Origin of the sequence: Streptomyces sp. NPDC046876 (assembly GCF_040645035.1) — a bacterium.
In the GTDB taxonomy this organism is placed as follows: Bacteria; Actinomycetota; Actinomycetes; order Streptomycetales; family Streptomycetaceae; genus Streptomyces.
Genome location: NZ_JBEYXK010000066.1, coordinates 1 through 20,900, shown reverse-complemented (window position 1 = coordinate 20,900; position 20,900 = coordinate 1). Strand labels below are relative to the sequence as shown.

18 protein-coding genes and 1 pseudogene are annotated in these 20,900 nt (G+C 73.7%); 9 read left to right on the top strand and 10 right to left on the bottom strand.

Annotation, left to right across the window (positions count from 1 at the left end; translation table 11 throughout):
- Positions 1-22: 22 nt before the first annotated feature.
- The 3 genes from ABZ924_RS27225 to ABZ924_RS27215 all read left to right on the top strand — a co-directional run bounded on the left by ABZ924_RS27225 (position 23) and on the right by ABZ924_RS27215 (position 3,485).
- Entirely contained in the window at positions 23-1,981 is a 1,959-nt protein-coding gene (locus ABZ924_RS27225; protein WP_361915082.1) for a fumarate reductase/succinate dehydrogenase flavoprotein subunit, read from the top strand.
- A complete protein-coding gene (locus tag ABZ924_RS27220) occupies positions 1,978-2,733 on the top strand; it encodes a succinate dehydrogenase/fumarate reductase iron-sulfur subunit (RefSeq protein WP_361915040.1) in 756 nt (251 codons plus the stop codon). Before ABZ924_RS27225 ends, ABZ924_RS27220 begins: the two co-directional genes overlap by 4 nt.
- A 98-nt stretch (positions 2,734-2,831) precedes the next feature.
- Complete coding sequence (locus tag ABZ924_RS27215) at positions 2,832-3,485, top strand: hypothetical protein (RefSeq protein ID WP_361915037.1); 654 nt, start codon at positions 2,832-2,834, stop codon at positions 3,483-3,485.
- Between the two features lie 176 nt (positions 3,486-3,661).
- Here ABZ924_RS27215 and ABZ924_RS27210 read toward each other — a convergent pair whose 3' ends face one another.
- A complete protein-coding gene (locus ABZ924_RS27210; RefSeq protein WP_361915034.1) occupies positions 3,662-6,124 on the bottom strand; it encodes an excinuclease ABC subunit UvrA in 2,463 nt (820 codons plus the stop codon).
- Between the two features lie 27 nt (positions 6,125-6,151).
- A complete protein-coding gene (locus ABZ924_RS27205; protein WP_361915031.1) occupies positions 6,152-7,177 on the bottom strand; it encodes an MsnO8 family LLM class oxidoreductase in 1,026 nt (341 codons plus the stop codon).
- A 53-nt stretch (positions 7,178-7,230) separates the two neighbouring features.
- Between ABZ924_RS27205 and ABZ924_RS27200 the strand changes: the two genes are divergently transcribed.
- Positions 7,231-7,725 (top strand): hypothetical protein, encoded by a 495-nt coding sequence (locus tag ABZ924_RS27200; RefSeq protein ID WP_361915028.1) that lies wholly within the window; start codon positions 7,231-7,233, stop codon positions 7,723-7,725.
- 52 nt (positions 7,726-7,777) lie between these two features.
- On the opposite strand, the gene ABZ924_RS27195 is transcribed toward ABZ924_RS27200, so the two are convergent.
- Positions 7,778-7,993, bottom strand: coding sequence for a dodecin (locus ABZ924_RS27195; RefSeq protein ID WP_361915025.1), 216 nt, complete (start codon positions 7,991-7,993; stop codon positions 7,778-7,780).
- A gap of 174 nt (positions 7,994-8,167) precedes the next feature.
- Here ABZ924_RS27195 and ABZ924_RS27190 point away from each other — a divergent pair, with 174 nt between their 5' ends.
- The 3 genes and pseudogenes from ABZ924_RS27190 to ABZ924_RS27180 form a co-directional block, all read left to right on the top strand.
- Entirely contained in the window at positions 8,168-9,430 is a 1,263-nt protein-coding gene (locus ABZ924_RS27190; protein ID WP_361915022.1) for an extracellular solute-binding protein, read from the top strand.
- Positions 9,431-9,597: 167 nt separating this feature from the next.
- Positions 9,598-10,437 carry a GNAT family N-acyltransferase gene (locus ABZ924_RS27185; RefSeq protein WP_361915019.1) on the top strand — a complete coding sequence of 280 codons (840 nt, stop codon included), beginning with the start codon at positions 9,598-9,600 and terminating at the stop codon, positions 10,435-10,437.
- Positions 10,434-10,967 (top strand): annotated as a pseudogene (locus tag ABZ924_RS27180) (lysophospholipid acyltransferase family protein); the annotation flags it as partial. The gene ABZ924_RS27185 and the pseudogene ABZ924_RS27180, both read left to right, overlap by 4 nt.
- A 305-nt stretch (positions 10,968-11,272) precedes the next feature.
- Here the strand turns inward: ABZ924_RS27180 and egtD are convergent.
- The 4 genes from egtD to egtA are packed head-to-tail and all read right to left on the bottom strand — an operon-like array spanning position 11,273 to position 15,975.
- Positions 11,273-12,358, bottom strand: coding sequence for an L-histidine N(alpha)-methyltransferase (gene egtD / locus ABZ924_RS27175; RefSeq protein WP_361915016.1), 1,086 nt, complete (start codon positions 12,356-12,358; stop codon positions 11,273-11,275).
- A complete protein-coding gene (gene egtC / locus ABZ924_RS27170) occupies positions 12,351-13,112 on the bottom strand; it encodes an ergothioneine biosynthesis protein EgtC (RefSeq protein WP_361915013.1) in 762 nt (253 codons plus the stop codon). The genes egtD and egtC overlap by 8 nt, the downstream gene beginning before the upstream one ends.
- Entirely contained in the window at positions 13,112-14,494 is a 1,383-nt protein-coding gene (gene egtB, locus ABZ924_RS27165; RefSeq protein WP_361915010.1) for an ergothioneine biosynthesis protein EgtB, read from the bottom strand. The genes egtC and egtB overlap by 1 nt, the downstream gene beginning before the upstream one ends.
- Positions 14,491-15,975: an ergothioneine biosynthesis glutamate--cysteine ligase EgtA gene (gene egtA / locus ABZ924_RS27160; RefSeq protein WP_361915007.1), complete on the bottom strand. Its 1,485-nt coding sequence runs from the start codon at positions 15,973-15,975 to the stop codon at positions 14,491-14,493. The genes egtB and egtA overlap by 4 nt, the downstream gene beginning before the upstream one ends.
- A gap of 156 nt (positions 15,976-16,131) precedes the next feature.
- Between egtA and ABZ924_RS27155 the strand changes: the two genes are divergently transcribed.
- Both ABZ924_RS27155 and ABZ924_RS27150 read left to right on the top strand, forming a co-directional pair.
- Positions 16,132-16,962 (top strand): TIGR02452 family protein, encoded by an 831-nt coding sequence (locus tag ABZ924_RS27155; RefSeq protein ID WP_361915004.1) that lies wholly within the window; start codon positions 16,132-16,134, stop codon positions 16,960-16,962.
- Between the two features lie 721 nt (positions 16,963-17,683).
- The gene (locus ABZ924_RS27150; protein WP_361915001.1) at positions 17,684-18,544 is read left to right on the top strand and encodes an ion transporter; all 861 of its coding nucleotides are present in this window, start codon (positions 17,684-17,686) and stop codon (positions 18,542-18,544) included.
- Positions 18,545-18,711: 167 nt separating this feature from the next.
- Here the strand turns inward: ABZ924_RS27150 and ABZ924_RS27145 are convergent, their stop codons facing one another.
- From ABZ924_RS27145 to ABZ924_RS27135, 3 genes are all read right to left on the bottom strand, one after another.
- The gene (locus ABZ924_RS27145) at positions 18,712-19,176 is read right to left on the bottom strand and encodes a type II toxin-antitoxin system PemK/MazF family toxin (protein WP_361914998.1); all 465 of its coding nucleotides are present in this window, start codon (positions 19,174-19,176) and stop codon (positions 18,712-18,714) included.
- A gap of 72 nt (positions 19,177-19,248) precedes the next feature.
- The gene (locus ABZ924_RS27140) at positions 19,249-19,683 is read right to left on the bottom strand and encodes an ester cyclase (RefSeq protein ID WP_361914995.1); all 435 of its coding nucleotides are present in this window, start codon (positions 19,681-19,683) and stop codon (positions 19,249-19,251) included.
- 92 nt (positions 19,684-19,775) lie between these two features.
- Complete coding sequence (locus tag ABZ924_RS27135) at positions 19,776-20,453, bottom strand: O-methyltransferase (protein ID WP_361914992.1); 678 nt, start codon at positions 20,451-20,453, stop codon at positions 19,776-19,778.
- Between the last annotated feature and the right edge of the window lie 447 nt (positions 20,454-20,900).

Here is a 20,900-nt window from a genome sequence, read left to right as displayed (position 1 = left end):
GAACGACAAGGTGAACGACCACGTGAACGACTACACGCACTACACGCACTACACCACCGGCGAGCCCGTCGCCGACACCAAGGCCCCGGCCGGACCGATCGCCGAACGCTGGGACCGCCGCCGCTTCGAGGCCAAGCTCGTCAACCCGGCCAACCGGCGCAAGCACACGGTCATCGTCGTCGGCACCGGCCTCGCCGGCGGCGCGGCCGGCGCCACCCTCGCCGAACAGGGCTACCACGTGGTCCAGTTCTGCTACTCCGACTCCCCGCGCCGCGCCCACTCCATCGCCGCGCAAGGCGGCATCAACGCCGCCAAGAACTACCGCAACGACGGCGACTCCATCCACCGCCTCTTCTACGACACCGTCAAGGGCGGCGACTTCCGGGCCCGCGAGTCCAACGTCCACCGCCTCGCCCAGATCTCCGTCGAGATCATCGACCAGTGCGTGGCCCAGGGCGTCCCCTTCGCCCGCGAGTACGGGGGCCTGCTCGACACCCGCTCCTTCGGAGGCGTCCAGGTCTCCCGCACCTTCTACGCCCGCGGCCAGACCGGCCAGCAGCTCCTCCTCGGCGCCTACCAGGCCCTGTCCCGGCAGATCGCCGCGGGCAACGTCGAGATGCACGCCCGCACCGAGATGCTCGACCTGATCACGGTCGGCGGCCGGGCCCGCGGCATCGTCGCCCGCGACCTCGTCACCGGCGCGGTCTCCACGTACTTCGCCGACGCCGTCGTCCTCGCCACCGGCGGCTACGGCAACGTCTTCTACCTGTCCACCAACGCCATGAACTCCAACGCGACCGCCGTCTGGCGGGCGCACCGCCGCGGCGCGTACTTCGCCAACCCCTGCTTCACCCAGATCCACCCCACCTGCATCCCGCGCACCGGCGACCACCAGTCCAAGCTGACCCTGATGAGCGAGTCCCTGCGCAACGACGGACGCATCTGGGTCCCCAAGGCCCAGGGCGACACCCGTCCCGCCGCCGACATACCCGAGGAGGAGCGCGACTACTACCTGGAGCGGATCTACCCCTCCTTCGGCAACCTCGTGCCCCGCGACATCGCCTCGCGCGCCGCGAAGAACGTCTGCGACGAGGGCCGCGGCGTCGGCCCCGGCGGCCAGGGCGTCTACCTGGACTTCGCCGACGCCATCCGCCGCATGGGCAAGGACAAGGTCGCCGAGAAGTACGGCAACCTCTTCGAGATGTACGAGCGGATCACCGCCGAGAACCCGTACGAGGTCCCGATGCGGATCTATCCGGCCGTGCACTACACGATGGGCGGCCTCTGGGTCGACTACGACCTCCAGACCACCGTCCCCGGCCTGTTCGCCATCGGCGAGGCCAACTTCTCCGACCACGGGGCCAACCGCCTCGGCGCCTCCGCCCTCATGCAGGGCCTCGGCGACGGCTACTTCGTGCTCCCCTCCACCATCAACGACTACCTGGCCCGCCACCCCCACCAGGACCCGGTCGACGCGGACCACCCCGAGGCCGTGGCCGCCGTACGCGAGACCCGCGAGCGCATCGAACGGCTGCTCGCCGTCGACGGGGACCGCACCCCGGACTCCTTCCACCGGGAGATCGGCGAACTGATGTGGGAGTACTGCGGCATGGCCCGCACCGAGGCGGGGCTGCGCAAGGCCCTCGCCCGGATCCCGCAGATCCGCGAGGAGTTCTGGAGACGCATCAAGGTCCCCGGCAGCGGCACCGAGCTCAACCAGTCCCTGGAGAAGGCCAACCGCATCGTCGACTACCTCGAGCTCGCCGAGCTGATGTGCCTCGACGCCCTGCACCGCACCGAGTCCTGCGGCGGCCACTTCCGCGAGGAGTCCCAGACCGCCGACGGCGAGGCCGCCCGCCGCGACGAGGAGTTCGCCTACGCGGCCGCCTGGGAGTTCCGCGGCACCGGCGCCGCACCCGTCCTGCACAAGGAAGACCTCGTCTTCGAGTACGTCCACCCCACCCAGCGGAGCTACGCATGAAGCTCAACCTGCGCGTCTGGCGCCAGCAGAACCCCGACGCCCCCGGCGCCATGGTCACGTACGAGGTCGACGGCATCTCCCGTGACATGTCCTTCCTGGAAATGCTCGACACCCTCAACGAGGACCTCATCCTGCGCGGCGAGGAGCCCGTCGCCTTCGACCACGACTGCCGCGAAGGCATCTGCGGAGCGTGCAGCCTCGTCATCAACGGCGACGCCCACGGCCCCGAGCGCACCACCACCTGCCAGCTGCACATGCGGTCCTTCGCCGACGGTGACACCATCGACGTCGAGCCCTGGCGGGCCGCGGCCTTCCCGGTGGTCAAGGACCTGGTCGTGGACCGCAGCGCCTTCGACCGGATCATCCAGGCCGGCGGCTACATCACCGCCCCGACCGGCTCGGCGCCCGAGGCGCACGCCACCGCCGTACCCAAGGCCGACGCCGACCACGCCTTCGAGCACGCCGAGTGCATCGGCTGCGGCGCCTGTGTCGCGGCCTGCCCCAACGGCTCCGCCATGCTGTTCACCTCCGCCAAGGTCAACCACCTCAACGTGCTGCCGCAGGGCTCGCCCGAACGGGAGACCCGCGTCCTGGACATGGTGGCCACGATGGACGCCGAGGGCTTCGGCGGCTGCACCCTGACCGGCGAATGCGCCACCGCGTGCCCCAAGGGCATCCCGCTGCCGTCGATCGCCGCGATGAACCGCGAATGGCTGCGGGCGGCCCGCAAGGGCGGTACGCGGCGCGGCTGAACCCGATCGGCCCAGGGGATCGGCCGACCGGGGGCTCGTCGGGGCGCGGCGCCGCGCCGCGCCCGGGGCCGCCCCGGCGGTGGGGGACAGTGGGGCCCATGCCCCATGCGCCCGCCGGGTCCGCCGGACCGTGCCGCCGAGCGGTGCTGGCCGCCGCACTCGCCCCGTTCGCGGTGGCCGGCTGCTCCCGGGAGCGGACCGGCGTCGCGAGCCCGGCCCCCGGCCCTCCGGCCGGGCCGGAGGACGCCCTGGTCATGGTGATCCGGCACGCGGAGAAGCCGTACGCGGGCGACACCGGCGAGGACGCCGACGGCAACGAGAGCCCCGGCTTCCTCGCCGGGCGCGGATGGCGGCGGGCCGAGGGGCTGGCGCGCCTGTTCGTACCGGCCCGCGCCGCGGTGCTGCCCCGACCCGCCACCGTCTTCGCAGCCGGCGGCGCGGCCGCTCCCGCCCGCTGCCGGCAGACCGTCGGGGCCCTGGCCGCCGCCCTGGGGACGCCCGTACGGACGGACTTCGCCGTCGGCGCCGAACCGGCCCTGGCCCGCGCCGTGCTGGCCGCCGCGATGCCGGTGCTCGTCTGCTGGGAGCATCCGGGCGTGCCCCCGCTGGTCCGCGCCCTCGGTGCGGACCGGGTGATCGGGGTGCCCGCGGTCTGGCCGGACCGCTACGACCTGGTGTGGATGTTCACCCGCCGGCGCGGCATCTGGAGCTTCCGCGAGGTCGCGCAGCACCTGCTGCCCGGAGACGCGTAGCCGTACCGCGGCGCCACAAGGGCGGGACCCCGGCCGCCGCCTGCCCGTACCGCCGGCGCGAACCCGGCTCCGCCGGGCACCGGGCTCCGCCCGGACCCGCGCCTCAATCGCCGGCGGGGCTGGTTTTGGCGGGCCCCCGGGTCAGGCGGCGGCGGAGCCGGCTGGGTTTTTGGTGCTCAGCGCGCGCCCAGCGCCCGCGCCAGGTACACCGCCGTACGGCCCTGGCCGGCGCGCGCCACCTGCTCCGGCGTGCCCGCCGCCACGACTCGGCCGCCCTCGGCGCCGCCGCCCGGTCCCAGGTCGACGACCCAGTCCGCGCCCGCCACCACGTCCATGTCGTGCTCCACGACCACCACCGAGTGGCCCGCGTCCACCAGCCCGTGCAACTGCCGCATCAGCACCCGCACGTCCGCCGGATGCAGCCCGGTCGTGGGCTCGTCCAGCAGGTACAGGGTGTGGTCGCGGCGCTGCCGCTGCAGCTCCGCCGCCAGCTTGATCCGCTGTGCCTCGCCGCCCGACAGTTCCGTGGCCGGCTGCCCCAGCCGCAGGTAGCCGAGCCCGATCTCCTCCAGCGCCCGCAGGCTGCGCGCCGCCGCCGGGACCCCGGCGAAGAACGCGGCTGCCGACTCCACCGTCAGCGCCAGCACCTCCGCGATGTTCAGCCCCTCGTGGCGCACCTGGAGGGTCTCGGCGTTGTACCGGGCGCCGCCGCACTGCGGGCAGGGGGCGTACGTACTGGGCAGGAACAGCAGCTCCACCGAGACGAAGCCCTCGCCCTGGCAGGTCTCGCACCGCCCGCCCGGCACGTTGAAGGAGAACCGGCCCGCCTTCCAGCCGCGCTCGCGCGCCCCGGGCGCCGCCGTGAAGAGCCTGCGCACCACGTCGAAGAGCCCGGTGTACGTGGCCAGGTTGGACCGCGGCGTCCGCCCGATCGGCTTCTGGTCCACCTCCACCAGCCTGCGCACGGGGAAACCCGGATCGGCGAGCCGCTCGCCGACCTCCCCGGCGAGCACCTGCCCCACCAGCGTGGACTTGCCCGACCCCGACACGCCGGTGACGGCCGTGAACACCCCGAGCGGGAACTCCACGTCCACACCGCGCAGGTTGTGCCGCTCCACCCCGGCCAGCCGGACCGCCCCGCGGGCCTCCCGTACCTCCCGCACGGGCCCGGGCTCCGGCTCGTGCGCGGGGAACAGGTGCCGCGCCGTCGCCGACCCCGCCACGCCGGCCAGCTCCCGGGGCGGCCCGCTGTGCAGCACCTGCCCGCCGTGCTCCCCGGCCAGCGGGCCCACGTCCACCAGCCAGTCCGCATGCCGCACCACATCGAGGTGGTGCTCCACCACGAACACCGTGTTGCCCGCCGCCTTGAGCCGGTCGAGTACGCCGAGCAGCGCCTCGGTGTCGGCCGGGTGCAGCCCCGCCGACGGCTCGTCCAGCACGTACACCACCCCGAACAGTCCCGACCGCAGCTGTGTCGCCAGCCGCAGCCGCTGGAGCTCGCCCGCCGACAGCGACGGCGCGGTCCGGTCCAGGCTCAGGTAGCCCAGCCCCAGCTCCACGACGGGCCCGATCCGCGACCGGAGGTCCTCGGCGAGCACCCGCGCCGCCTCCCCGGACCGCTCCTCCTGAGCCTGAGCCTGCGCCTGCGCCAGCAGCCGGTCCAGGCCGGTCAGCGGCAGCGCCGCCAGCTCCGCGATGGTCCGGCCGGCGAAGGTGACGGCAAGCGCCTCGGGCCGCAGCCGCCGGCCCTCGCACACCGGGCACGGCGAGTCGGTCAGGAAGCGCTCGGCCCGTGCCCGCAGCGTCGCGCTCCTGCTGTCCGAGAAGGTCTTCATCACATAGCGGTGGGCGCTCATGTACGTGCCCTGGTACGGCCGTTGGATGCGGTCGGCGTCCCGCACCGGGTGCACGGTGACGACCGGCTGCTCCTCGGTGAACAGGATCCACTCGCGGTCGGCCGCAGGCAGCTCCCGCCAGGGCGCGTCGACGTCGTGGCCCAGCACCTCCAGGATGTCCCGCAGGTTCTTGCCCTGCCAGGCCCCCGGCCAGGCGGCGATGGCCCCCTGGCGGATCGACAGCCCGGGGTCGGGGACGAGCAGTTCCTCACTGGTGCGGTGGATGCTGCCGAGCCCGTGGCACGAAGGGCAGGCCCCGGCCGCGGTGTTGGGGGAGAAGGCGTCGGAGTCCAGGCGCGGCGCGCCCGGCGGATACGTTCCGGCGCGGGAGAACAGCATGCGCAGGGAGTTCGACAGCAGGGTCACCGTCCCCACCGAGGACCGCGAACCGGGGGACGAGCGCCGCTGCTCCAGCGAGACCGCCGGCGGCAGCCCGGTGACCGAGTCCACCTTCGGCGCGCCGATCTGGTGGATCAGCCGCCGGGCGTACGGGGCCACCGACTCGAAGTAGCGCCGCTGGGCCTCGGCGTAGAGCGTGCCGAAGGCGAGCGAGCTCTTCCCCGAGCCGGACACCCCGGTGAAGACGGTCAGGGCGTCGCGCGGGATGTCCACGTCGACCCCGCGCAGATTGTGCTCCCGGGCGCCCCGCACCCGTACGAACGGGTCGTGGGCGTCCGGCCGGGACGGGGGCGGGGAGGGGGCCGGGGACCGGACGGGGGCCGCAGGCTCGGTGGAGTGGTGCATTCGCCCCAGTTTACGGGGGCCCTGCGGTCACGGGCCGGTCGGGACCGCCGCACCTGCGGCTGCGGGCAGGCCCGCCAGCCGGGCCAGCCGCCCGAAGGAGTCCAGCAGCGCCGTCCGGTCGTACGTGGACGTGGTGACCAGCAGCTCGTCCGCCCCGGTCAGCGCGGCCACCTCCGTGAGCTGCGCCGCCACCTGCTCCTCGGTGCCGTGCACGTGCCCGCCGAGCGCGCCCTCGTACAGCTCCCGCTCCTTCGGGCTCATCTCCAGCGCCTCGACCTCCTGCGCCGGGCGCAGCGGCGGGAAGCTGCCCCGGGTCCGCGAGTACGCCACCGACCATGCCTCCGGCAGGAGGATCCGCCGGGCCTCCTCCTCGGTGGCGGCGACCGCCACCGACCCGGAGACCACCACGTACGGCTGCGCGCACCGCTCGGAGGGCCGGAACTCCTCGCGGTAGCGCTCCACGATCCCGGCGACCCGTTCCCGGGCCCGCAGATCGCCCACCACCAGCGGCAGCCCCGCCCGGGCCGCGATGCCCGCCCCCTCGCCGGTGGCCAGGACGTACGCGGGGATCCGCAGCCCCTCCGCGGGGCGGGCGTGCACCTCGGGGTGGTCCTGCTGCGTCCCGTCGATCCACCCCAGCAGCTCGGCGAGCTGTTCCTCGAACCGGTCGGCGTCGTCGGTGTCGCGGCCCAGCGCCCGGCGGATCCCGCCGGTGAAGCCGACGGAGCGGCCGAGGCCCATGTCGATCCGGCCGGGGAAGAGCGACTCCAGCACCCCGAACTGCTCGGCGACCACCAGCGGCCGGTGGTTGGGCAGCATCACGCCGCCGGTGCCGACCCGGATCCGCCGGGTCGCGCCGGCGACGGCGGCAGCCAGCACGGCGGGGGCCGAACCCGCGACGCCGGGCACGCTGTGGTGCTCCGACACCCAGAACCGGTGGTAGCCGAGCCGCTCGGCCGCGCGGGCGAGTTCGACCGTGTCGCGCAGGGCCTGTGGGGCGGGGTGCCCCTCGCGGACGCGGGACCGGTCGAGGATGGAGAGTCTGCGGATCACATCCGTCTCAACGTCCGGCGCCCGCCAGGATTCCCCAGCCTAGGCTGGCCCGCATGAGTGGACGCACCGACCGCCGGCCCCTGGCCGTCTTCGACATCGACAACACCCTGGCCGACACCGACCACCGCCAGCACTTCCTGGAGCGCCGCCCCCGCGACTGGGACGGCTTCTTCGGCGCGGCCCCGGCCGACCCGCCGCTCGCCCGGGGGGTGGCGCTGGCGGTGGAGCGCGCGGCCGACAGCGAGATCGTGTACCTGACCGGGCGCCCGGAGCGGTGCCGGGCCGACACGGAGGAGTGGCTGACCCGGCACGGACTGCCCGAGGGGCGGGTGTGGATGCGCGGCAACCAGGACCGGCGCCCGGCCCGGACGACCAAGCTGGAGGTGCTCCGGCGGATCGCCCGGGGCCGCGAGGTGCGGGTCCTGGTGGACGACGACGAGCTGGTCTGCCAGGCCGCGCGCGCCGCGGGCTTCCCGGTGGTGCTGGCGAACTGGGCGGCGGAGGCGCCCGAGCTCAAGGCGGCCCAGGAGGGGGAGGGGCGCACCTGAGCCGCGGGCGTCGCCGTTCCGGTGGGCGTCCGCGTAGCCCTTGCGGCGGGTGTCAGTCCTCGTCGTCGAGGCGGAAGCCGACCTTCAGCCCCACCTGGTAGTGCGCGATCGCCCCGTTCTCGATGTGGCCGCGCACTTGGGTGACCTCGAACCAGTCCAGCTTGCGCAGCGTCTGGGCCGCCCGCGCGATGCCGTTGCGGACGGCCTGGTCGATGCCTTCGGTGGACGTGCCGACGATTTCGGTCACCCGGTACGTGTGGTTGGACATGGAGGTCTCCCCGGTGTGGGCGATTTGTCGTGTTCTACGGTGCCCCACTACGCCCCGCTCCGCGAGCCATGCCCGGAGAATCCCAGGGGGTCCTGAGGGAGAAGGCCTTGACCCGCCCATTGGTCTATGCCAATTTCAAGCCAACTCGAATCGCTCCCCAGAAGGTGACCTTTCGTGAAGATGCGCTTGCTTGCCGTGTGCACCGCCCTCGTGGCCACGACCGCCCTCGCCGGCTGCAGCCGGCCCGCAGGCCCGGCCGACGCCCCGCAGAAGGTGACGCTCTGGCTGATGAAGGGCAGCGCGTCCGAGGGCTTCGTCACGCACTTCACCGCCGCCTTCGAGAAGGAGCACCCCGGCGTCGACCTCGACGTCCGCATCCAGGAGTGGACCGGCATCGGCGAGAAGGTCAACGCCGTGCTCTCCGGCAAGGGCGGCGAGGGAGCCGACGTCATCGAGGTCGGCAACACCCAGGTGGCGCAGTACATCGAGACCGGGGGCCTCTCCGAGCTCACCCTCGAAGGCCTGCGCACATGGGGCAACCACGACTGGCTCGAGGGCCTCGCCGACCCCGCCAGCATCAACGGCGCCCAGTACGGCGTCCCCTGGTACGCCGCCAACCGCGTGGTGATCTACAACAAGGACCTCTTCGCGTCGGCCGGCATCAAGAACCCGCCCAGGAACCGCCAGGAGTGGATCCAGGCCACCCAGAAGCTCGACAAGGGCGAGCAGCAGGGCATCTACCTCCCCGGCCAGAACTGGTACGTCCTGTCGGGGTTCATCTGGGACGAGGGCGGCGACCTCGCCGTCGACAACGCCGGCAAGTGGAGCGGCGCCCTCGACGACGAGAAGGCCCTCGCCGGCATGGAGTTCTACAAGCAGCTCCAGGCCCTCGGCAACGGCCCCAAGGACGCCGACGAGGAGACGCCCCCGCAGGCAGAGGTCTTCGCCCGCGGCCAGGTCGCGCAGATCATCGCCCCGCCCGGCCAGGCGGCCGCCATCGAGGCCGCCAACCCCGCCCTCAAGGGCAGACTCGGCTTCTTCCCCGTCCCCGGCAAGACCTCCGACAAGCCCGGCGCCGTCTTCACCGGCGGGTCCGTCCTGATCGTCCCCGCGAGGACCGCACAGCGCGAGCACGCCATCGACGTCATCACCGCCCTGGTCGGCGAGGAGTGGCAGACCGAGCTCGCCCGCACCATGAGCTGCGTGCCGAACAAGACCACCCTCGCGCACGTGGTCGAGGGCAACGAGGGCGCCGCCAGCATGGCCGCCGGCGCCGCCCAGGGCCGGGCCACCCCCAAGTCCGCCCGCTGGGCCGAGGTCGAGGCCAAGAACCCGATCAAGCCCTACATGACGGCCGTCCTCTCCGGCCAGGACCCCAGGAAGGCCGCGAGGACCGCGTCCGAGGCGATCGCCAAGGTGCTGAACTCCGACCGCTGACGCCCACGGCTTCCTCGGGCCTCCCCACCGGGTGCTCCGCCGAGTTCAGCGTCCGCACACCCGGGGGCCGCGAAGCGGTCATGTCGAATCCAGCCGGTCACGGAAGAAGTAAAGGAGCCGGTCCGCCACACCCGCGGCCCGGCCCCGTGCCCGGACCAGGAGCCGCCATGACCATCGCACCCCTGTCCCCGTCCGCCCTTCCCCCCATCCCTTCCCCCACTGCATCCCCCGCCCCTTCCCCGGTCGCGTCCCCCACCGCACCGGACCCCGCCGGCACCCCCACCCGGTACGCCGTCCGCCTCGCCCGCACCGAGGACGAGGTACGCGCCGCCCAGCGGCTGCGCCACCTGGTCTTCGCCGGCGAGCTCGGCGCCCGCCTCGACGGCCCCGAGCCCGGCCTCGACTCCGACGCCTTCGACGCGTACTGCGACCACCTCCTCGTCATCGAGGAGGAAACCGAACAGGTCGTCGCCACCTACCGGCTGCTGCCCCCCGAGCGCGCCGCCGTCGCCGGACGCCTCTACTCCGAGAGCGAGTTCGACCTCTCCGCCCTCGCCCCCATCCGCCCCGACCTCGTCGAGGTCGGCCGCTCCTGCGTCCACCCCGACCACCGCAACGGCGCCGCCATCGCCCTCATCTGGGCCGGGCTCGCCCGTTACATGGACCGCTCCGGACACAACTGGCTCGCCGGCTGCTGCTCGATACCGCTCGCCGACGGCGGTGTCCTGGCCGCCGCCACCCGCGAGAACGTCCTGCCCCGCAACCTCGCCCCCGAGGAGTACCGGGTCACCCCGCACCTCCCCTGGAAGCCCGAAGGCATCGCCTTCCCCGACCGCATGCCGCTGCCCCCGCTGCTGCGCGGCTACCTGCGCCTCGGCGCCTGGGTCTGCGGCGAGCCCGCCCTCGACGCCGCGTTCGGCTGCGCCGACCTGTACGTCCTGCTCTCGCTCAAGCGCACCAACCCCCGCTACCTCAAGCACTTCCTCTCGCTCGTCCCGACGGCATGAGCGTCTGGCTGCCCACCTCGCCCTGCACCCCCCGCGCCTGCGCCGGCCACGGGGGAAACACCGTGGGCGTCCCGCGCGCGGTCCTGCGGCTCACCGGCGCGGCCGCCCTCCTCCTGCTCGGGATCCTGGGCGCGCCGCCGGTCCGGCTGCTGGCGAGCCGGCACCGGCACACCGTCGTCCGGGCCTGGTCGGCCGCACTGCTGCGGGCCCTCGGCCTGCGGATCACGCTCCACGGCGGCCCGGGAGCGCCCGGCGGCCGCCTGATCGTCCCCAACCACGTCTCCTGGCTGGACATCCCGCTCGTCGCCGCCGCCCTGCCCTCCCGGATGCTGGCCAAGAGCGACATCGGCGAGTGGCCCGTCCTCGGCCGGCTCGCCGCACAGGCCGGCACCCTCTTCATCCGGCGCGACCGGATCCGCGCCCTCCCCGACACCGTCGCCACCCTGGCCCGCGCCCTCCGCGCCGGGGAGCGGATCACCGTCTTCCCCGAGGGCAGCACCTGGTGCGGGCGCGCCCAGGGCCCCTTCCGGCGGGCCGCGTTCCAGTCCGCCCTGGACGCGGACGCGCCCGTCCAGCCCGTCCGCATCTCCTACCGGCTCCCCGACGGCAGCCCCGCCGGCGCGGCCGCCTTCGTCGGCGACGACCCGCTGACCGCCTCGCTGTGGCGGATCGTCCGCGCCCGCGGCATCCGGGCCGAGCTGCGGCTGCTGCCGCGGATCCCGCCCGGCCGGTACCCGACCCGGCGGGACCTCGCGGCCGCCGCTCAGGCCGCCGTCCGCGCCGCCCCGCCCGGCGCGGTCCCCGCAGCATGCCCTGCCGCGGGGACCGCCGCCGCTCAGGCCGCCGTCACCTCCCCCTCGGCGTCCTGTGCGTCCGCTGCTACCTCTGCTTCTTCTGCTGCCTCTGCTTCTTCTGCGTCCACCGCGCTGCTCCCGGGCGTGCCCGCCCAGCCCGTCTCCCCGTCGGCCACCGACAGGGACAGGGCGAAGCGGCCCTCGGCATCCGTCCACCACCGGGCCAGCTCCAGCCCGGCCGACGCCAGCTCCTTCCGTACGCCCTCCTGACGGAACTTCGCGGACACCTCCGTCAGGATCTCCTCACCCTCCTCGAACGGCACCAGCAGATCAAGGGCCCGGACCTTCACCACCAGTTCCGACCGGGCCCGCAGCCGCATCTCGATCCACTCCTGCTCCCGGTTCCACACCGCGACGTGCGCGAAGTCCTCGACGGGGAAGTCCGCGTCCAGCTCCCGGTTGATCACCGACAGCACGTTCCGGTTGAACTCGGCCGTCACCCCCTGCGCATCGTCGTACGCCGCCACGAGCACGGACTCCTCCTTCACCAGGTCCGTCCCCAGCAGCAGCGCGTCCCCCGGCGAGAGCATCGCCCGTACCGAGGCCAGGAACACGGCCCGCTCCGCCGGCAGCAGATTGCCGATCGTGCCGCCCAGGAACACCACCAGCCGCGGACCCGGCGCCTCAGGCAGCCGCAGCGGCTTGGTGAAGTCGGCCAGCAGCGCCCGCACCCGCAGCCCCGGATGCTCCGCCAGCAGCGCCCGGGCCGCGCCCTCCAGCGCGCTCCCGCTCACGTCCACCGGCACGTACGTGTCCAGCTCGGGCATCGCCTCGATCAGGTGCCGGGTCTTCTCCGAAGACCCCGAGCCCAGCTCCACCAGGGTGCGGGCCCCGCTCGCCGCGGCGATCTCCCCGGCCCGCGCCAGCAGGATCTCCCGCTCGGCCCGCGTCGGGTAGTACTCCGGCAACCGGGTGATCTCCTCGAAGAGTTCACTGCCCCGCGCGTCGTAGAACCACTTGGGCGGCAGTGCCTTCGGGGCCTGCGTCAGCCCCAGGGCCACGTCCTCGCGCAGCGCCGTCTCGGCGGCGTCCTCGTCGAGGGTGCGGGTCAGGCGGAAGTCACTCACTGGGCGTCTCCTTGAGCGGGGTCAGCACGACCCGGGTGCGGTGGGCGGTCAACAGGGTCCGGTCGGGCACCTCGCACCAGCGCGCGTCCGCGTCGTACGGCTCGGAGGCCACCACGACGCGCTGCGCCGGCACATCGGCGAGGTACCACAGCGAATCCCCCCAGGCCGTCGCGGCGATGGCGGCGCCGTCGGTCAGCAGCAGGTTCAGCCGGGAGCCGGGAGCCGCCTCGGCCAGCTCGCGCACCGTCTCCGCGAGCGCGGTGCCGAGGTCGTCGCCCGCGCGCAGCCGGTGCAGAACCAGCGCCCAGACCAGCGCCGAATCCGTGGCGGCGGGCAGCGACAGCAGCTCAGCCGGCGGCAGCCCGGCCGCGAGCGGCGCCGCCGAATCCGGCCAGCCCCGTACCGCGCCGTTGTGGCTGAACAGCCACGGCCCCGACGCGAACGGCGCCGCCGCGGCCTCGCCGTCCGCCCCGGCCAGCGTCGCGTCCCGTACGGCGGCCAGCGCAGCCCCGGCGCGCACGACACGGGCCAGGTCGGCAAGGGTCAGGTCGCCCCAGATCGGCCCGGCCCGCCGGTAGCGGGCGGGGACCGGATCGCCCTCCGCGTACCAGCCGACCCCGAACCCGTCGGCGTTCACCGTGCCGCTGACCTGCCGGCGCGGATCCCACGCCTGCCGCACGAGCGAGTGCTCCGGATCGCTCAGCAGCCGCCCCAGCGGCACCTCGGGCCCCAGAAAGGCTATGTGACGGCACATCAGGCACCGTCCCTGGCCGTGCGGAACCCGGAGAAGATCTGCCGGCGCACCGGCAGGTCCCAGTTGCGGAACGTACCCCGGCAGGCCACCGGGTCCACCGCGAAGGAACCGCCCCGCAGCACCTTGTACTCCGGGCCGAAGAACACCTCCGAGTACTCCTTGTACGGGAACGCCCGGAACCCCGGATAGGGCAGGAAGTCCGAGGACGTCCACTCCCACACGTCACCGATCAGCTGGCGCACCCCGAGCGCGGACGCCCCCGCCGGATAGCTCCCCGCCCGCGCCGGGCGCAGGTGCCGCTGCCCCAGATTGGCGTGCGCCGGGGTCGGGTCGGCGTCGCCCCACGGATAGCGCCGGGAGCGGCCGGTCACCGGATCGTGCCGGGCCGCCTTCTCCCACTCCGCTTCGGTGGGCAGGCGCCGGCCCGCCCAGCGGGCGTAGGCGTCCGCCTCGTACCAGCTCACGTGCAGGACCGGCTCGTCGCCCGGCACCGGCTCGGTCACCCCGAACCGGCGGCGCAGCCACTGGCCCGCCTCCCGGCGCCAGAACAGCGGGGCCCCGATGTCGTGCCGGCGTACCTGCTCCCAGCCCTCGGGCGCCCACCAGCGCTCGTCGCGGTAGCCGCCGTCCGCGATGAACGCCTCGTACGCGGCGTTCGTCACCGGCACGGTGTCGATCCAGAACGGGCCGGTCTCGCGAACGTGCGCCGGCCGCTCGTTGTCCAACGACCACGGCTCGGCGGAGGTGCCCATGGTGAACGGGCCGCCGGGGATGAGCACTTCGGCCGCGGCGGGCGGCGGACCCAGCGGCGGATCCGGGTCGGGGGCCGTCAGCACTGCCTCGCCGCGCCGCAGTTGATGCGTGATCAGCATCGTTTCGTCGTGCTGTTGTTCGTGCTGGGCGATCATCCCGAACACGTAGCCCGAGTCGAGCAGGGCGGTGCCCTCCAGCGGTGTGCGCTCCAGCAGGTCGAAGACCCGCCCGCGGACCTCCGCCGTGTAGCGGCGCGCCTCGGCGGGGCCCAGCAGGGGCAGCTTGGGGCGCTCGGCCCGCGGATGCTCGAAGGCGTCGTACAGGGGGTCGATCTCGGGGTGCATGGCCTCGCGGCCGCCCACGTGGCGCAGGAGCCAGAGCTCCTCCATGTTGCCGATGTGCGCGAGGTCCCACACCAGCGGCGACATCAGCGGGGAGTGCTGGGCGGTCAGGTCGTGGTCGCCGACCGCGTCGGTCAGCCCGGCCGTGCGCGCCCGCGCGGCGACCAGGGCGGACAGGGCCTGCTCGCGGACGGCGGCGGGGGAGCGGTGCAGAACGGTTTCTGAGGGTGTGGGGCCGGTCCCTGCGGGTGTGGGCCCGGTCCCTGCGGATTCTGTTCCCGTGGTCATCGGCGGGCCCCCGTCCCGGTCAGCTGGTCGTCTCTCTCGGCGGCCTCGTCGGCGGGACATCGTCCGCGCAGTACGAACCGCTCCATGAAGGAACCCACCGCGTCCTGTACGGGTCGGCTCGCGCCGAGCCGGGGCAGCGCCTCGGCCGCGGCCCGGAAGCAGGTCGCCGCCGCCGCACGCAGGTCCGGATCGGCCAGGCCGTGGCGGGCCGCGGACTGCCAGAGCGGGTTGCGGGGGGCGTGCCGGGACCCGTAGGCGTCGGCGAGCGCCTTGGCCACCCGGTATCCGGTCCCGGCGGCCTCAGGGTCGTCGAACAGCGCGTGCACGACGGCCACCGGGACCAGCCAGCCGTCGTCACCGGGCTGCGCGTCGATCATCCGCAGCTCCAGGTGGCCGCGCGGGCGTACCGGGGGGAAGAGGGTGGTCAGGTGGTACTCCAGGTCCTCGGCGGTGGGCGGCCGCAGAGCCGCGCCGTGGGGCGGGGCGGGGGCCGTCCGGCCGCCCGGGGCAGCACCGTCGGCGGAGCCGGCGGCGCGCAGCCAGTCGCGGAACGTCAGCCCGCGCGGGACCGGCCAGGGGTCGGCGGGGTCGGCGAGACTGGCGGGTCCGGCGGGTCCGGCGGGTCCAGCGGGTCCGGAGGGGCCGTTGGGTCCGTCGGCTCCGTTGGGACTTTCGGGGGAGGACCGCACGCACATCACCTCGGTGTCGAGCGCGTGCCGGGTCCACGCGGTGCGCGGATCGGCGTCCAGCACCGGGGCGAGCGCGCGCCGGGAGTCGAGGTCGCCCCAGATCCCCTGGCGGGCGCACCGCCATCCGGCGTACGGGCCCTCGCGGGCGGGGGAGTTGGCGAAGGCCGCGACGAACACGGCGCCCAGCAGGTGGGCCAGCCGCCAGCGCCGGCCGTACCCCAGCGGGCCGGGCTCCTCGTACCCGGCGTCCACGCAGACCTGCACGGACGCGGTGGAGCACATCATGGCCCGGCCGGCGGGGCCGAAGCGGTCGAGGTAGGTCTCCATCGCGTCGTAGCGCGGGCTGGAGAGCAGGCGGCGCGGAGGGAGGCGCCGGTCCAGGCGCGGGTCCAGACGCCGGTCCAGGCCGGTGCCGTGCAGGACCAGGCCCTGGGAGCGCAGTGCGCCCCGTACGGCGGCCAGGTCGGCCTGCAGACCGTCCAGGCAGGCGGAGAGGGAGGCGGCGGGGGCCGAGCTGAGCTCCAGCTGCCCGCCGGGTTCGATGCTGAAGCGGGAGTTCAGGGGGAGGGCGCGGGCCGCGTCGTGCGCGGCGCTGAGCCGTTCGGGCGGCAGCGGCTCGCCGGGCCGCTCGGCATCCAGCACGAGCCATTCGAGCTCGGCACCGAGCGTACGGGGCGGTCCTGTCTTGAAACAGATGCCGTGGACCAGCTCCTCGGCGGTGGCTTCGGTGATCGTGGACGAGTCGCCTGGGGAACGGGATGCGGGTGGGGCGGATGAATCCTGAGGCAGCATGGCCGGATCTCCTGTCCTTAGCGGTGACTTGACCATGCCTACCCGTCCTTGTCGGGTGCCGAAGAGTCGAATCGAGCCGCATTTCTTTCGCGTTGTTCCGATCGGAACGCGGAAAACGCGTGGACGCGTACGCCCGGAGCTGCTGACGATGGGGCCGTGAGCAGCAGATTGCGTGAGATCGCGCGGGAGAACACGAACATCGTGGCCACCGGTGGATACCGGACACGGTCGGGGCGGCATGTCTCCCTCGCCGCCGCCCTGGCGGAGGCCAAGGCCGGAACCAGAATATATGGGCCGAACCATGTCATTCCAGACGAGCCGCTGGTGGCCGGATACCGCCGGACCGCCATCGAGGTCACGGGAGAGAGCAGCACGGTCGCAGCCCGTAGGCTCGCCGCCGACGTCCCGGAACCGGGCGGCGTGGCGGTGCTCAACTTCGCCTCGGCCCGGAATCCCGGCGGCGGCTACCTCCGCGGGGCCAAGGCGCAGGAGGAGGCGCTGTGCCGCGCATCGGCCCTGTACGAGACGCTGCTGCTGGCTCCCGAGTACTACGAGACCCACCGCGCGGAACGCAGCACGTTCTACACCGACCGGGTGATTCACTCGCCCGGCGTGCCCGTTTTCCGCGACGACCGCGGCGACCTGCTGGACGCCCCGTTCCGCGTCGGCTTCCTCACCTCCCCGGCCCCGAACGCCGGAACGATCCGCCGCCAGGAACCCGAGCGCACCGCCGAGATCCCGGCCGCCCTCGCCCGGCGGGCGGAACGCGTACTGGAGACGGCCGCGCTGCACGGGTACCCGCGGCTGGTGCTGGGCGCGTGGGGGTGCGGGGTGTTCCGCAACGACCCCGCGGAGGTGGCGGAGGCCTTCCGCGGGCTCCTGACCGGGCGCTTCGCCGGGGTCTTCGAACGGGTGGTGTTCGGGGTGCTGGACCGGGATCCGGGGGTGCGGGGGGTCTTCGAGCGGGTGTTGTGGGGCGAGGGCTAGGGTCGGCAGCCGCACGCGGACGGGCCACGGAGAACGAGCCCTCCTGGCGCCGCTGGACGCCACCCCACCAGGGCGCGAAGGCGGGGATCTGGCTGGAGAACGCGCGGGTCGCCGCCCGAAAGGGCGCCGAGAACGAGCAGCGGCGGGCGCCTTCCACCTCGTCCGGCTGCACCTGGCGGCCGGCGGCGAGCTGCCGGTGGAGCCGGGCGGCGTCGTGCGCCAGGGCGAGGACCTCGGGCGGTGGGTAAGGAGCAGGAGCGCCGGCTCGGAGCCTGGATCGGGTACCGGCGCAGCCGCGCCGCGAGCCCGTCCCCGGAGCGGGTGGAACACCTCTCCGCGCTCGAGATGCGCTGGGCGCAGAGCCCCGTGCACCCGTTCGCGCGGCAGCCTGGCCCGGGACACCTGTGTGTCCTCAGGGCTGCACCGCTCCCCAGTGCACCAGCCGCGATGCCGCCAGGGAAGCGTGGTGCTCCACTCGCCCGACTCATCTCGCGCCGAGGTTGAACGGCGAGCTCGCCAACCTCCGGTGACGTGCGAAGACGCCGCTCGTCCGGAGTGCGAAGCGATGCTCCGGCCGGCCATCCGGCCGACCCTCAGCGTCTGCACCCTCGGTCGGCACGGCCGCCTCCTCGGTCGGCTTAACGCCAGGTGCCTACGTCGGTGCGCCCCGGATGCACGCTGCCGACTGGCCGGGAGCGGGACGGGTGGCCAGGATCGGAGCATGCGCGTCGCTCCTGATGGTCGGTCCGGGCCGGGTGGGCCGGGGGCCGGGGATGACAGCGGCCGGCTCGAGCGGTTCGAGGCGCGGATGCGGCTGCCGATGATCGCGGCGGCGGTCCTTCCGCTCGTTGTGGTTCCCCAGCCCGGCGCATGGTTCAGCACCGCCGTCAACGTCGCCGCCTGGTTGGTGTTCCTCGCCGACTACGTGGTGCACGTACGCCACCTCGACCGGTACACGAGCTCGGCACTCGGCCGTTTCGACCTCTTCGTCGTCATCGCCACGGCCCCCTGGTTCCTGCTGCCCGGCGCCCAGGCGGGACGGTTCGTCGTCGTCCTGCGCGTGGCACGACTGGCCCGGCTGCTCCTGGTGACCAGGGGGGCGCGGCGCCTGCTGGCACGGCTGCAACGGGTGACCGTGGTCGCGACCGGCGTGGTGCTGGTCGCCGCGCTGATCGCCTACCACGCCGAACGGCCGGTCAATCCGGAGTTCGCGACGTTCGGTGACGCCCTCTGGTGGGGCGTGGTGACACTGACCACAGTGGGGTACGGCGACATCGCCCCGCAGACCTCCGCCGGTCGGTGGGCGGGCTTCGGCATCATGGTCACCGGCATCGGCGTCCTGGGCATCCTCGCCGGCATCCTGGCCAGCTTCTTCGGGTCTGAGGAGGACGGTGGGCCGGCCGCTGCTCCCGACGAGCAGGGCCGGAAGCCCGTCACCCACCCCGCCGAAGCCTCACTCGACTCCCTGACCGCCGAGATCGCGGCCCTCCGCGGGCAGGTGGAGGCCCTCACTCAGCGGATGGCCGGGCCCGCTCCGTATCCGCCGCGCCGGGACCGCCCCGGCGACGATCAGCCGCGCTGAGTCCCTGCCTCTGGAAGCAGCCATGACGTGCGGCACTCGATGGTGGCGTCTGTTTTCCGCGGGCGCGGTTCCCGGAGCCGGTCCGTCCACAGCCGGAAGGGCAGCACCTTCAAGGGAGACGTCGAGAGGGAGGCTGAAGGTGATGCGGGTCGTGGTCAGGCGACCGGCTACCGCCAGCCGTAGCGTTCCCGGAGGCGGTTGACGACCAGGTCGAAGCGTCCGCGGTCCAGCGCGCACGCCTCGCGCCGCATCCCGCCCTCGTGCACCCGCAGCACCCGGTCGACGTCCACCCACGACTCCCGTCCGGCGCCGTCCCACGGCCCGGCGCCGATCGGCACCCACTCCCGGTCGTCGTCGTGCCGCTTGCTGGACAGCTGTACGGCCAGCAGCGTCGGCCGGCCCGCCTCCCGGGCGACCACCAGCACCGGGCGGTCCTTGCCGCGGCCGTCGTTCTCCTCGTACGGAACCCAGGTCCAGACGATCTCACCGGGGTCGGGATTCCCGTCGGGGTCCGGGGCGTAGGACGTCCGAACCGGGCCGACCGCGCGCGGATCGGCCTCGGCGGTGGCCGTGGCGCCGCTGCGGCCGGGCTGCTCGACGTACGGGGAGCCGTGCTGGGAAAGTGCCGTCATCCGGGTGAGGTTACTTCCTTCGGTGGCGGGCCGGAGCTGATGGCGCCGGCCCGGTCACGCCGTCGCGGGGTGTCAGTCCGCCTGCGGCCAGTCCCAGCCCAGCTGGAGGAAGAAGCCCAGGCGGTCGCTGACCGCGCGGATCTGGGCGATCTTCCCCTCCGCGAGGGTGAAGATCCAGATGGCCTCCACCTCGAAGTCACGGCCGGTCGGCTGCGGCATGCGCGGGTGCGTCCCGCCGTGCGTGCCGCGCTGCGTGACCCGGGCGACGACCCGGTCGCCTTCGCCGACCAGCTCGTCGACGTCGACGAGCAGCGGGTCGAATGCGGCGAGCTGGCTGCGGATGCCGTCGAAGGCGGCGCCGGGCTCGTCGGCCTCACCGTGGATGATCTTGTTGTGGTCGATGACGTCCGCGGCCATGTACGTCGACAGATCGTCGATCCGGCGCTGGCTGACGGCTTCGAAGAAGCCGAGGACGACCTGCTTGTTGGCCTCGATGGTCGAGGTCATGTGGTTCCCCCTGGGGTGTTGCGGTGGTGCCGTTCTGGTGTTGTTGCGTCGCTGTGATCGTTGGTCGGCGCGAGCATACGACGGGGCAGGTGTCAGCCGGTGACCAGGGCCAGGATGAGGCCGTCGTATCCCTTGCCGCCGACGGTCTGGAGGGCGGTGGCCGTCAACCGCGGCTGCTCGGCGATGAGTTCGGTGAAGCGCCGTACGCCCTGCACGCGCGGGTCGCTGCTCGTCGCATCGGTGACTGCGCCGTCGCGGACGACGTTGTCGCCGATGATGACGCTGCCGGGGCGGGTGAGCTCGAGGGCCCAGTGGAGGTAGTCGGGGTTGGACGGCTTGTCGGCGTCGATGAACACCAGGTCGAACGGCTCCTCGTCGACGAGCTGCGGGAGGAGGTCGATGGCCTTGCCGCGCCGGATGTCGACGATGTGCTCCAGGCCGGCTCGGGCGACGTTCGCCGCGGCCACGTCGGCACACTGCGGGTCGACCTCCAGCGTGACCAGCTGCCCGTCCGCCGGAAGCGCCCGGCCGAGCCAGATGGTGCTGTACCCGCCGAGGGTGCCGATCTCGAGGATGCGCCGGGCCCCGTGGATCCGCGCGAGCAGGTTCAGCAACTTCCCCTGGTTCGGGGCCACCTGATGCGGAGGCAATCCGGCGGCTGCGGAATCGGCGGCAGCGAGGACGAGCGCCTCGTCCTCCCGGACGAGCAGCCCGTCGAAGTAGCCGTCCACGGCGGTCCAGGTGTCCTGCGGGTCGCGCGGATCGGGCATGGTGGGCCCCCTTGGGTCGTCGATGGTGGGCACGTGCACGTACGTGCCGATACTAAGTTCCCAAAGGGAACTTACCTGAGGCGAGGGATCCGCAACAGCCTGTTGAGGGGGGCGGCCGGGACGCCCCCGGACACTCCCCGACCCCGCCCCACCGTGATCCCGCCCCCTCGGCCCCCGTGCACCGCAGTGATCGCGCCGAAGCGCAGTGGCCCGTGCGGTGGTTAGCGGAGATCGTCGGGTCCGGCGGTGTCCCGGTCGCCGCCTTGGACACCGGCATGGGAATCCGGCCAACCGCCGCCCCCCGGGGCCTCCCGGTCTGGAAGGATGCCACGGCAATGTCGAAGCCGCCGAAGCCCCCCGACCCCCTCCTGCCCCCCGACCCCCTCAACTCGCCCACCTCGTCCGCAGCCCCCGCCCCACCCCCAGCCCCCGCCCCCGCCCCCGCCC

Bases quoted from the DNA above. Each gene is read 5' to 3' on its own strand.
- ABZ924_RS27220 (WP_361915040.1), top strand. From the start codon at position 1,978: ATGAAGCTCAACCTGCGCGTCTGGCGCCAGCAGAACCCCGACGCCCCC.
- ABZ924_RS27215 (WP_361915037.1), top strand. From the start codon at position 2,832: ATGCCCCATGCGCCCGCCGGGTCCGCCGGACCGTGCCGCCGAGCGGTG.
- ABZ924_RS27210 (WP_361915034.1), bottom strand. From the start codon at position 6,124: ATGCACCACTCCACCGAGCCTGCGGCCCCCGTCCGGTCCCCGGCCCCC.
- ABZ924_RS27200 (WP_361915028.1), top strand. From the start codon at position 7,231: ATGAGTGGACGCACCGACCGCCGGCCCCTGGCCGTCTTCGACATCGAC.
- ABZ924_RS27195 (WP_361915025.1), bottom strand. From the start codon at position 7,993: ATGTCCAACCACACGTACCGGGTGACCGAAATCGTCGGCACGTCCACC.
- ABZ924_RS27185 (WP_361915019.1), top strand. From the start codon at position 9,598: ATGACCATCGCACCCCTGTCCCCGTCCGCCCTTCCCCCCATCCCTTCC.
- egtC (WP_361915013.1), bottom strand. From the start codon at position 13,112: ATGTGCCGTCACATAGCCTTTCTGGGGCCCGAGGTGCCGCTGGGGCGG.
- egtB (WP_361915010.1), bottom strand. From the start codon at position 14,494: ATGACCACGGGAACAGAATCCGCAGGGACCGGGCCCACACCCGCAGGG.
- egtA (WP_361915007.1), bottom strand. From the start codon at position 15,975: ATGCTGCCTCAGGATTCATCCGCCCCACCCGCATCCCGTTCCCCAGGC.
- ABZ924_RS27150 (WP_361915001.1), top strand. From the start codon at position 17,684: ATGCGCGTCGCTCCTGATGGTCGGTCCGGGCCGGGTGGGCCGGGGGCC.
- ABZ924_RS27145 (WP_361914998.1), bottom strand. From the start codon at position 19,176: ATGACGGCACTTTCCCAGCACGGCTCCCCGTACGTCGAGCAGCCCGGC.
- ABZ924_RS27140 (WP_361914995.1), bottom strand. From the start codon at position 19,683: ATGACCTCGACCATCGAGGCCAACAAGCAGGTCGTCCTCGGCTTCTTC.
- ABZ924_RS27135 (WP_361914992.1), bottom strand. From the start codon at position 20,453: ATGCCCGATCCGCGCGACCCGCAGGACACCTGGACCGCCGTGGACGGC.